At 67.9% G+C, this 11,809-nt stretch carries 6 protein-coding genes; 1 reads left to right on the forward strand and 5 read right to left on the reverse strand.

Features of this window, described 5'->3' with window-relative positions; genetic code table 11:
* Nucleotides 1-92 precede the first annotated feature (92 nt).
* The gene (locus tag FK256_RS06670; protein ID WP_141424191.1) at nt 93-4,046 is read right to left on the reverse strand and encodes a DNA-directed RNA polymerase subunit beta'; all 3,954 of its coding nucleotides are present in this window, start codon (nt 4,044-4,046) and stop codon (nt 93-95) included.
* A 177-nt stretch (nt 4,047-4,223) separates the two neighbouring features.
* Nucleotides 4,224-7,745 (reverse strand): DNA-directed RNA polymerase subunit beta, encoded by a 3,522-nt coding sequence (rpoB, locus tag FK256_RS06675; RefSeq protein WP_039892859.1) that lies wholly within the window; start codon nt 7,743-7,745, stop codon nt 4,224-4,226.
* 787 nt (nt 7,746-8,532) lie between these two features.
* On the opposite strand from rpoB, the gene FK256_RS06680 reads away from it, so the two are divergent.
* Nucleotides 8,533-9,654, forward strand: coding sequence for a hypothetical protein (locus FK256_RS06680; protein ID WP_141424192.1), 1,122 nt, complete (start codon nt 8,533-8,535; stop codon nt 9,652-9,654).
* Nucleotides 9,655-10,009: 355 nt separating this feature from the next.
* Here FK256_RS06680 and rplL read toward each other — a convergent pair whose 3' ends face one another.
* The 3 genes from rplL to FK256_RS06700 all read right to left on the reverse strand — a co-directional run bounded on the left by rplL (nt 10,010) and on the right by FK256_RS06700 (nt 11,808).
* On the reverse strand, nt 10,010-10,399 hold the full coding sequence (gene rplL, locus FK256_RS06690; RefSeq protein ID WP_003783501.1) for a 50S ribosomal protein L7/L12: 390 nt from the start codon (nt 10,397-10,399) through the stop codon (nt 10,010-10,012).
* 63 nt (nt 10,400-10,462) lie between these two features.
* The gene (gene rplJ, locus FK256_RS06695) at nt 10,463-10,984 is read right to left on the reverse strand and encodes a 50S ribosomal protein L10 (protein WP_141424194.1); all 522 of its coding nucleotides are present in this window, start codon (nt 10,982-10,984) and stop codon (nt 10,463-10,465) included.
* Nucleotides 10,985-11,325: 341 nt separating this feature from the next.
* Nucleotides 11,326-11,808 (reverse strand): DUF6912 family protein, encoded by a 483-nt coding sequence (locus tag FK256_RS06700; RefSeq protein WP_141424195.1) that lies wholly within the window; start codon nt 11,806-11,808, stop codon nt 11,326-11,328.
* Nucleotide 11,809 lies beyond the last annotated feature (1 nt).

Raw genomic sequence — 11,809 nt, forward strand, 5'->3', positions numbered from 1 at the left:
CGCAACACAACAGTGTCCGGCTCGCGCCCCAGCTGGGGCGCGAGCCGGACACCATGGAAGCCGCTAGTAGCGGACACTCCTGAGGAGATCGACTAGAACTCGACGTCCTCGCTGCTGGAGAAGCCGGTGCGGAAGTCGTTGGAGAAGTCCGCGCGCAGGTCGCCGCCGAAGTGGAAGTCGTCCAGGGCAACGGATTCGCCGAAGACATTGTCCCCCAGGTCCACGCGGGAGAAGACCTCGGCCTTGACTTCCTCGGTGGGCTCGACCTCGATGTCCGAGTAGCGGGCCAGACCCGTACCGGCGGGGATGAGCTTACCGAGGATGACGTTCTCCTTGAGGCCCAGCAGCGGGTCGGACTTGCCGTTCATGGCGGCCTCGGTGAGCACGCGCGTGGTCTCCTGGAAGGAGGCGGCGCTCAGCCAGGAGTCCGTGGCCAGCGAGGCCTTGGTGATTCCCATGAGCTCGGTACGGCCGGTGGCGGTCTTGCCGCCCTCAGCCATGACCCGGCGGTTCTCGGCGCGGTAGTGCATGACGTCGACCAGGTCCCCCTGGAGGAGGTTGGTGTCCCCGGAGTCCAGTACGGTCACGCGGCGCAGCATCTGGCGCACGATGACCTCGATGTGCTTGGAGTGGATGTCCACGCCCTGGGAGCGATAGACCTCCTGGACCTCCTCGACGAGGTGGCGCTGGGTGGCGGCCACCGAACGAAGGCGCAGGACCTTCTTGGGGTCGACCGGCCCCTCGGTGAGGGCCTGACCGGGCTCGACGTGGTCGCCGTCGGTCACCAGCAGGCGCTGACGACGCGAAACCGGGACGATGACGTCCTCCTCGCCGTCGTCGCGGGTGATGACCAGGCGCTTGCCGTCGGCGTCGTCCTCGATCTTGAGGGTGCCGGCGGCCTCGGCCACGGCGGCCTCGCCCTTGGGGGTGCGGGCCTCGAAGAGCTCCTGCACGCGGGGCAGCCCCTGGGTGATGTCGGCGGCGCCGGCCGCACCACCGGTGTGGAAGGTGCGCATGGTCAGCTGCGTGCCGGGCTCACCGATGGACTGGGCGGCGATGATGCCGACAGCCTCACCGATGTCGACGCGCTTACCGGTGGCCAGCGAACGGCCGTAGCAGGCGGCGCAGGTACCGACGTTGGAGTCGCAGGTGAGCACGGAGCGGACCGTGATCTCCTCGATGCCCGCGTCGATGGCGGACTGGATCTCGGCGTCACCGAGGTCGGTACCGGCCTCGATGACGAGGTTGCCCTCGGCATCGATGGCGTCGCGCGCCAGGGTGGTGCCGAACACGGTGGTGCCCAGGATCTCCGAGGGCTCCTTGATGAGCTCGTCGCCGGCCTCGATCCAGGAGAAGATCCTCTTGGTCAGGCCCTTGCGGGTGCCGCAGTCCTCTTCGCGGACGATGACGTCCTGGGAGACGTCGACCAGACGACGCGTGAGGTAGCCGGAGTCGGCGGTCCGCAGCGCCGTGTCCGCCAGGCCCTTGCGGGCGCCGTGGGTGGCGATGAAGTACTCCAGGACGCTCAGGCCCTCGCGGTAGTTCGACTTGATCGGGCGCTCGATGAGGCGCTGCTTGGGGTCGGCCACCAGGCCGCGCATACCGGCGAGCTGGCGGATCTGGTCCCAGTTGCCTCGGGCCCCGGAGACCACCATCTGGTAGACGGTGTTGCGCTGCGGGAAGTTCTCGCGCATGGCCTCGGCGACCTCGGCGGTGGCTTTGGTCCAGATGTCGATGAGCGAGGCGTAGCGGTCGTCCTCGGTGAGGGCACCGAGCTCGAACTGCTCCTCGATCTCGGCGGCCTCGTTCTCGTAGCGAACGAGGATCTCCTGCTTGGCCTCCGGGGAGACGACGTCGGCGAAGGCGACGGTGATACCGGACCAGGTGGACCAGTAGAAGCCGTTGGCCTTGAGGGCGTCCAGGGAGGCGGCCACCTCCACGCGGGAGTAGTTCTCCGCCAGGGCGTTGACGATGTTGCCCAGCTGCTTCTTGTCCACGACGTAGTTGACGTAGGGGAAGGTCTCGGGCAGCGAGGTGTTGAACAGTGCCCGGCCCAGCGAGGTGCGCAGGGTGAGCGGGTCGCCCTCGTTCCAGTCCTCGGGCGGCTGCCAGCCCTCGGGCGCGGCGATGCCCTCCTCGAAGCGGATGTCGCAGGCGGCGTTGACGTGGAGCTTGCCGAAGTCGTAGGCCATGACCGCCTCCGCGAAGGAGGAGAAGGCCGGGACGATCTCGTTGCCCTCGGCGTCGCGCTCGACCTCGACCGCCGGGTCGGGGTCGGAGGTGAGGTAGTAGGTGCCGATGATCATGTCCTGGCTGGGCATGGTCACGGGGCGCCCGTCGGAGGGCTTGAGGATGTTGTTCGAGGACAGCATGAGGATGCGGGCCTCGGCCTGCGCCTCGGCGCCCAGCGGCAGGTGGACGGCCATCTGGTCGCCGTCGAAGTCGGCGTTGAAGGCGCCACACACGAGCGGGTGCAGCTGGATAGCCTTGCCCTCGATGAGCTGGGGCTCGAAGGCCTGGATGCCCAGGCGGTGCAGGGTGGGGGCGCGGTTGAGCAGCACGGGGTGCTCGCGGATCACCTCGGCCAGGACGTCCCAGACCTTGGGGTTGGCGCGCTCGACCATGCGCTTGGCAGCCTTGACGTTCTGGGCCTCCTTGAGCTCGACGAGCCGCTTCATGACGAAGGGCTTGAACAGCTCCAGGGCCATCTGGCTGGGCAGACCGCACTGGTGCAGCTTGAGCTGGGGACCGACGACGATGACGCTACGGCCCGAGTAGTCCACGCGCTTGCCCAGGAGGTTCTGGCGGAAGCGGCCCTGCTTGCCTTTGAGCATGTCGGACAGGGACTTCAGCGGGCGGTTGCCCACGCCGGTGACCGGGCGGCCGCGGCGGCCGTTGTCAAACAGGGCGTCGACGGCGTCCTGGAGCATGCGCTTCTCGTTGTTGACGATGATCGTCGGAGCGCCCAGATCCATGAGCCGCTTGAGGCGGTTGTTGCGGTTGATGACCCGGCGGTAGAGGTCGTTGAGGTCGGATGTGGCGAAGCGGCCGCCGTCGAGTTGGACCATGGGGCGCAGGTCCGGCGGGATGACCGGGATGTTGTCCAGGACCATCGACTCCGGGGCGGTGCCGGTCATGCGGAAGGCGTTGACGACCTTGAGGCGCTTGATGGCCCGGGTCTTGCGCTGGCCGGTGCCGTTCTCGACGATCTCGGCCAGGGCGGCCGCCTCGGCCTCCAGGTCGAAGCTGCGAAGACGCGCCTGGATGGCCTCGGCGCCCATGGCGCCCTTGAAGTAGATGCCGTAGTCGGCGACCATGTCGCGGTAGAGGACCTCGTCGCCCTCCAGGTCGCCGACCTTGAGGCTCACAAAGCGGTCCCACACCTTGTCCATGTGCTCCAGGGCGCGCTGGTTGCGACGGCGCATGGCCGTGATCTCGCGCTCGGCGGTCTTGCGGAGCTTGTCGCGCTGGGAGGTCTCGGCGCCCTCGGCCTCAAGCTGGGCGAGGTCCTCCTCGAGGCGCTGCTGGCGGGCCTCGGCCTCGGCCTGGCCGGACTCCTCGAGGTGCTTCTTCTTGACCTCGAGCTCGTTGCGCAGCGAGGGCAGGTCGTCGTGACGGCCCTCCTCGTCGACCTCGGTGACCATGTAGGCCGCGAAGTAGATGACCTTCTCCAGGTCCTTGGGCGCGAGGTTGAGCAGGTAGCCCAGGCGCGAGGGGACGCCCTTGAAGTACCAGATGTGGGTGACCGGCGCGGCGAGCTTGATGTGAGCCATGCGCTCGCGACGCACCTTGGAGCGAGTGACCTCGACCCCGCAGCGCTCGCAGACGATGCCCTTGTAACGCACGCGCTTGTACTTACCGCAGGCGCACTCCCAGTCCCGGGTGGGGCCGAAGATCTTCTCGCAGAACAGGCCGTCCTTCTCGGGCTTGAGGGTGCGGTAGTTGATGGTCTCGGGCTTCTTGACCTCGCCGTGGGACCACGAGCGAATGTCCTCCGCGGTGGCGAGGCCGAGCTGGATCCTGTCGAACACGTTGGCGTCGAGCACAGTTCCTACTTCCGATGGTGAATCTCATCAGGTGGTGGTCTGGGGGCGTTCCGTCGTCGTTGTTCCATGACTCCGACGGCGCCTGCGAGCCTGGTGGGAGGGCGGGCGGCGGGCCTGCCGCCCGCCCTCAAACGGGGCTCGATGAAGTTGTCACGAAGTCGTCACCGGGGTGGCCACTTAGATCTCGTCGACCGTGGAGGCGGTGGCCCCGCCTGGGCGCCTGCCCAGGTCGAAGCCGAGCTCCTCGGCGGCGCGCGAGCCGTCGTCGTCGGTGTCATCCAGGGCGATGGCGCTGCCCTCGGCGTCCAGGGCCTCGACGTTCAGGCACAGCGACTGCATCTCCTTCATGAGCACCTTGAAGGACTCGGGGATGCCGGGCTCGGGGATGTCCTCGCCCTTGACGATGGCCTCGTAGACCTTGACGCGGCCGTTGACGTCGTCGGACTTGACGGTGAGAAGCTCCTGGAGGGCGTGGGCGGCGCCGTACGCCTCCATGGCCCACACCTCCATCTCGCCGAAGCGCTGACCACCGAACTGGGCCTTACCGCCCAGCGGCTGCTGGGTGATCATGGAGTAGGGGCCCGTGGAGCGGGCGTGGATCTTGTCGTCCACGAGGTGGTGGAGCTTGAGGATGTACATGTAGCCCACCGAGATCGGGTACGGGAAGGGCTCGCCGGAGCGGCCGTCGAACAGACGCGCCTTGCCGTTGGGCTCAACCAGCTGCAGGCCGTCGGAGGTCGGCAGCGTGGAGTTCAGCAGACCCATGAGCTCGTTGTCGCGAACACCGTCGAAGACGGGCGTGGCCACGGGCGTGCGGGGCTCGGCCTTGATGCCGTTCTCGGGCAGGTGCGCGGTCCAGGCCTCGCCGGCCTCGTGGGCGGCGGTGGCGTCCCAGCCGCGGGAGGCTACCCAGCCCAGGTGCAGCTCGAGGACCTGACCGACGTTCATACGGCTGGGTACGCCCAACGGGTTGAGGATGACGTCGACCGGGGTGCCGTCGGCCAGGAAGGGCATGTCCTCCACGGGCAGGATCTTGGAGATGACGCCCTTGTTGCCGTGACGGCCGGAAAGCTTGTCACCCACGGTGATCTTGCGGCGCTGGGCGATGTAGACGCGCACCATGCGGTTGACGCCCGCGGGCAGCTCGGCGTCGTCGGAGGCGGCGTCGATCTCGCGCACGCCGGTGACGATGCCGTATTCGCCGTGGGGTACGCGCAGGGAGGTGTCGCGGACCTCACGGGCCTTCTCGCCGAAGATGGCGCGCAGGAGGCGCTCCTCGCTGGTCAGCTCGGTCTCGCCCTTGGGGGTCACCTTGCCCACGAGGATGTCGCCGCTGCGGACTTCGGCGCCGATGCGGATGATGCCGCGCTCGTCGAGGTTTGCCAGGGTCTCCTCGCTGACATTGGGGATGTCCCGGGTGATCTCCTCGGCGCCCAGCTTGGTGTCACGGGCGTCGACTTCGTGCTCCTCGATGTGGATCGAGGTGAGCATGTCCTCGGCGACCACACGCTGGGAGACGATGATGGCGTCCTCGTAGTTGAGGCCCTCCCAGGTCATGAACGCGACCAGGAGGTTCTGGCCCAGGGCCAGGTCGCCCTCATTGGTGGCGGGGCCGTCGGCCAGGACCGAGCCGACCTCGACGCGCTCGCCCTCGGTGGCCACGACCCGCTGGTTGTAGCAGTTGCCCTGGTTGGAGCGGCGGAACTTGGCGACCTTGTAGACCTTCTCGGTGCCGTCGTCGTTCGCCACGCGCACGAAGTCCGCGCAGACCTCGGTGACGACACCGGCCTTGTCCGCCACGAGGACGTCGCCGGCGTCAACGGCGGTGCGCCGCTCCATGCCCGTGCCCACCAGCGGGGCGTCGGGGCGGATGAGCGGCACGGCCTGGCGCTGCATGTTGGCGCCCATGAGGGCGCGGTTGGCGTCGTCGTGCTCGAGGAAGGGGATGAGGGAGGTACCCACCGACACCATCTGGCGCGGCGAGACGTCCATGAGGTCGACCTGCGAGGAGGGCAGGAGGGCCGGCTCACCGCCGGTAACGCGGCACAGGACGTGGTCCTCGGCGAAGTGGCCGTCCTCGGTGAGGGTGACGTTGGCCTGGGCGATGACGTGGCGGTCCTCATCATCCGCCGTCAGGTAGTGGGTCTCATCGGTGACCTGGCCGTCGACGACGACGCGGTAGGGGGTCTCGACGAAGCCGAAGGGGTTGATGCGCCCGAAGGTGGCCAGCGAGCCGATGAGGCCGATGTTGGGTCCCTCGGGGGACTCGATGGGGCACATGCGCCCGTAGTGCGAGGTGTGGACGTCGCGGACCTCCATGGAGGCGCGCTCACGGGACAGACCGCCGGGGCCCAGGGCGCTCAGGCGGCGCTTGTGGGTCAGACCCGCCAGCGGGTTGTTCTGGTCCATGAACTGGCTGAGCTGGGAGGTTCCGAAGAACTCCTTAATCGAGGCCGTCACGGGCCGGATGTTGATCAGCGTGTTCGGCGTGATGGCCTCGACGTCCTGGGTGGTCATGCGCTCGCGCACCTGACGCTCCATGCGGCTCATGCCGGTGCGCACCTGCGCCTGGATGAGCTCGCCCACGGCGCGGATGCGGCGGTTTCCCAGGTGGTCGATGTCGTCGTACTCGACGGCGATCTCGGTGATCTCTCCATCGCGCACGCCCTCGACGGTCTCCGCACCGGCGTGCAGGGCCAGCAGGTAGCGCAGAGCCGCGACGATGTCCTCGATCCGCAGGGTGGACTCAGTCAGGTCCGAGGCCAGGCCCAGCTTCTTGTTGATCTTGTAGCGGCCGACCTTGGCCAGGTCGTAGCGCTTGGGGTTGAAGTAGAAGTTCTCCAGCAGGGTGCGGCCTGCCTCGACGCTCGGCGGCTCGCCGGGGCGGATCTTCTTGTAGATGTCCAGGAGAGCCTCGTCCTGGGTGGTGATCTTGCGGTCCTCGTCCAGGGCGGAGGTCAGGGCCGGGAAGTCGGCGAACTCTTTGCGGATCTCCGACTCGTCCATGCCCAGGGCCAGCAAGAAGACGGTGACGTCCTGCTTGCGCTTGCGGTCGATGCGCACGGCGACGCGGTCGGACTTGTCGATCTCGAACTCGAGCCAGGCGCCGCGCGAGGGGATGAACTTGACGTTGTAGACGTACTTGTCCGTGGCCTTCTCGGTGGTGCGCTCGAAGTACACGCCGGGCGAGCGCACGAGCTGGGAGACGACGACGCGCTCGGAGCCGTTGACGATGAAGGTGCCCTTGTCCGTCATGAGCGGGAAGTCGCCCATGAAGACCGTCTGGGACTTGATCTCACCAGTGGAGAAGTTCTCGAAGTCCGCCACCACGTAGAGGGGGGCCGAGTAGGTGAGGTCCTTCTCCTGGCACTCCTCGGCCGTGTACTTCGGCTCCTCGAAGCGGTGGTCGTGGAAGGACAGGGCCATGGTCTCCCCGAAGTCCTCGATCGGGGAGATCTCGTCGAAGATCTCCTCCAGACCGGAGGTCTCGGGCAGGGAACCCGGATGCGCCTTGTTGGCGGCGATCATCCGCTCGCGCCACCTCTCGTTACCGACGAGCCAGTCGAAGCTCTCGGTCTGGAGGGCGAGCAGATTCGGAGCCTGCATGGGCTCAGCGATCTTGGCGAAGTTGATACGACGCGACGCGGTACGAGCGGCGATGTCAGCGGCAGTGGGTACAGAGGTGCGCGAGGCAGCCAAAGGGGGATCCTTCCCTCAGATCGGGGATCACACAACGCACACCGCGAGCACCGGGTTGAGTAAAATCTGCCTCGTCGGGCTCACGCCCGCCGGGGTTCCACCGGGCCGGGGCCCGCGCGGAGGGCAGATACTCCTCGCGCCAATACACACAATGCACGCAAAGCGCTAGCGTACACGGCCGGCGTCAAGGACTCCACGCCGATTCTCACCCGATCCTTGCGATTCCCACCACAGTCACGCATACTGCCCCGCCCGTGCCCTCCGCGTGACCTTATTCCCTCTGTATTCCCTCTGTCCGGGCGGCTCTCTCATTGGCTGCCGGCAGGCTCGCGACAGGCCGCTGCCGCCCCTTCGCACCTCCCGACCACCCCCATTCCCGCAGATGACGCCGCCATCGCCGTCGAGAACGTACCTTCCATTCGGCAACTGCGTTGTCCCGCAGACCACTGGGGGCCGGCATCAGTCATCTGCAGGACATCGCAGTTCTCGCAGAGAAAGTACGTTCCCGATCCCCCACTCTCCCCGCCAGGCCTGCCAACGGCGGCAGCGGCCAGAACCCAGCCCGACGACGTCGACGCAGGCCGACACCGCAGCGAAACCGACCACGGGTGCGCGATGAGACGTCGACACGAGAACGTCGATCCCACCGCCCCTCGACCAGGAGTCCGCAGTCCACTCCCCCGCCCCGGGATCCACAGCAGAGTCTTTCTCCGGCGAGAGGACACCGGATCCACAACCTCAGGGTTCTGCGCTCGTCACGCCTATGCCCCCTGAGGAGACTCACCGCATGAGCCCCATCGCAACCACCGCCAGTCGACCCGCTTCCATCTGCCCGGTCCCAGCACACCTTCGGCCCACCATCATCTACTCCGGTCGCCGCAAGCGCTTCACTGCGTCGCGCAATCCCGGTCTGCTGCGACTCATGTCGGGCGCCTACCTACGCCCCGTCCCAGGCCGACAGCGCTGGGAGCAGCGGTTCATGGTCTCCCTGGCGCGAGCGATCGCTGCACACCAGCTCCTCCCGTCCGCTACCTGCCTGTCTCACACGTCGGCCGCCCTGGTTCAGGGGCTGTCGATGTGGACGCGAGAGCCGGACGTCTACCTCGCCGTCTCCGGTCACCCGCGTCTCACCACGACGACGCTGCCCGCGTTCCGATACCCGGCTTCGGGAGTGCCCGTTCCCGTCGAGTCGGCATCCTCGGAGGCCAGCCCGATCCGCCTGCATCGTCGTCAGCTTCAGCTGCGGGACGAGGAGATCGAGGTAGTCGGGGGCGTTCCCGTGACGTCGGTACTGCGCACCGCCTTCGACTGCGCCTGCGACGAGCCCCCATACAACGCGCTCTCCATCGCCGACGCGGCCTTGAACCGACACTGCCGGCCTGATCCGTGGCACCGCGATGCCTGCGCCACGCGGCTGTGCTCGGCTCACGCCTGCTGGGACACGCTCATCACGCGCCATCGGGGGAGGCGAGGAATAGCGCAGGCACGTGCGGTACTAGCCGCTGCGAGTCCGTGGGCGGTCTCGCCCGGGGAGAGCGTGCTGCGGTGGATGGCACTCGTGGTGGGGTTGCCCAAGGCCATTGCCCAGTTCCCGGTACCGGGGCTGTCGAAGGACCGGTTCCTGGACCTGGGCTGGCCCGAGCACCATGTCGTCGCAGAGTTCGACGGCCAGACCAAGTACCGCACCGAGGAGGACGTCTTCCTCGAGAAACTCCGCCAGGACGAGCTCGAGGCGCTGGGGTGGAGGTTCTTCCGGGCGACGTGGTCGTCGCTCAGGGATATGCGCGCCCAGGCCGATCGGCTGCTCTCGAAATTCCCGCTCGAGGTGGTCTCCCATCTCTCGCCGGCCGCTGAACTTCAGGGCAACGGGTTATGGGGCGAGCGGCCGCCAGGAGTGCTCGCCCCATGAGGTCGCGGTTCTCGAAGCATCCTTCACGGTTCGTCGACCGCACGCGCCGGTGTCGAGAACGTACTTTTCGTTCGGCAACTGCGTTCTCCCGCAGACCACTGGGGGCCGGCATCAGTCATCTGCGGGACATCGCAGTTCTCGCAGAGAAAGTACGTTCCCGATTCTCCCCTACCTCGCCGTCAGGCCCACCGACGCAGGCAGCGGCCAGAACCCAGCCCGACGACGTCGACGCAGGACACCGCGGCACCCCGGCACGCGACCGGGTCCCGTCCACCTGATGGTGGACGGGACCCGGTAATGCTGGATTCCCCGGCCGTCGGCGGCGCTCAGGCCGCGTCCGGCAGCGGGGAAAGACTCACTTGAGGGTGACGGTGGCGCCAGCGCCCTCGAGCTGCTCCTTGGCCTTCTCGGCGGCCTCCTTGTTGGCGCCCTCGAGGACGGGCTTGGGAGCGCCGTCGACGAGCTCCTTGGCCTCCTTCAGACCGAGGGAGGTCAGGGCGCGCACCTCCTTGATGACCTGGATCTTCTTGTCACCGGCGGCCTCGAGGATGACGTCGAACTCGTCCTTCTCCTCGGCTGCAGCCTCGCCACCGGCGGCGCCGGGGGCGGCGGCAACGGCCACGGCGGCCGGAGCGGCGGCGGTAACGTCGAAGGTCTCCTCGAAGGCCTTGACGAACTCGGAGAGCTCGATGAGGGTGAGCTCCTTGAACTGCTCGATGAGCTCTTCGGTGGTCAGCTTCGCCATGATGGGCGTTCCTTCCTTATCTGGTTCCTGCGCGCGCAGGGTTGGTGGATGACGCGTGCGGCCTCAGGCCGCGGTCTCCTGCTTCTCGCGCAGGGCGTCGACGGTGCGCACGGCCTTGGAGGCCGGTGCGGCGAAGAGGTACGCAGCCTTGGACAGGGACGCCTTGACGGCGCCCGCGGTCTTGGCGAGCAGCACCTCGCGGGACTCGAGAGAGGCAAGCTTGTCAACGCCGTCGGCGGACAGCACGGCGCCGTCCATGACACCGCCCTTGATGACGAGCTGCTGGTTGTCCTTGGCGAAGTCACGCAGAGCCTTGGCAGCCTCGACCGGCTCACCGGTGACGAAGGTCAGGGCGGAGGGGCCCTTGAGGTCGTCGGCGAAGCCCTCGAGCCCGACCTGGCGGGCAGCGATCGCAGCAAGCGTGTTCTTCACCACGGTGTACTCGGCGTTACCGGCGAGGGAACGACGCAGCTCCTTGAGCTGGGCGACGCTCAGTCCCCGGTACTCAGTCAGCAGGACCGCGTCGGCCTGGCGGAACTTGTCCGCCAGAGCAGCGACGGCTGCTTCCTTGTCAGGCCGTGCCATGGGCCCTCCTTCCGTGGTATGCCGCAGGGTCCACACCACTGGAAAAGCCCCGCGCCGGTGGGCACGGGGCTCACTCCGGGCATACCCGGAGGGGGTCACGTTCTCACCTACGCCGGCTCCACCTTCAGTGGACTTGGTCCCGCCGGAGCGGGAGACCTGCGGTCTTTGGCAGTGAGCATCATACCCAGTGGCACGGCCCGTCGCGCAAGGCGGGCTGTCGTGGAACTGGTCACTGGGCGGGCCGCCGAGACCGGCTCCAGGGGCATTGGAGTACAACGACGGGGCCGAAGGTGGGAGCCACGGGACGAAACCGGCATCCGCCCGTGCTGCCCAGAGCCGCGTCAGACCCCCAGGCTCTCGGCCAGCGCGTCGCGCTCGGTGACGTCGTACCAGAGCAGGTCAGCCTCGGCCGCGCGCTCGAAGGCGTCCTCGTCGCCGAGTCGGGCGGCCCGCACGTCGGCCTCCGCCTCGGCCTCATCCACGAGCAGGGCGGCAACGTCCTCCCAGAGGATCTCGCCACTCACCTCGACCGAGCCGGGCAGGGTGTCCCCCTCGACTGCGAGCTCGTGCACGCGCTCAGCGTCGACGTCGGCGGCGATGACGATGCGCCGGTCGGCCAGTCCCTCGGACCCGGGCTCGGCCAGCAGGACGAGGGAGGCGTCAGCGGCGCACAGCGAGGCGGAGACCTCCAGGCCCTCCTCGTCCTCCTCCGGAAGGGCGCGGGCGAGGGCGGGGGTCGCGGCGTGGGCCGGGCACGGCTCCTGCGAGGAGCCGAGGGCGGGGGCGCGCAGGTGCGCGGCGGTGGCGGGAAGGTAGATGCGCATG

The sequence above is a fragment of the Actinomyces johnsonii genome (genome assembly GCF_006546835.1).
Taxonomy (GTDB): domain Bacteria; phylum Actinomycetota; class Actinomycetes; order Actinomycetales; family Actinomycetaceae; genus Actinomyces; species Actinomyces johnsonii.

Excerpts from the sequence above, each read along its gene's own strand:
- rplL (WP_003783501.1), bottom strand. The coding sequence starts at position 10,399 with ATGGCGAAGCTGACCACCGAAGAGCTCATCGAGCAGTTCAAGGAGCTC.
- rplJ (WP_141424194.1), bottom strand. The coding sequence starts at position 10,984 with ATGGCACGGCCTGACAAGGAAGCAGCCGTCGCTGCTCTGGCGGACAAG.
- FK256_RS06680 (WP_141424192.1), top strand. The coding sequence starts at position 8,533 with ATGAGCCCCATCGCAACCACCGCCAGTCGACCCGCTTCCATCTGCCCG.
- FK256_RS06700 (WP_141424195.1), bottom strand. The coding sequence starts at position 11,808 with ATGCGCATCTACCTTCCCGCCACCGCCGCGCACCTGCGCGCCCCCGCC.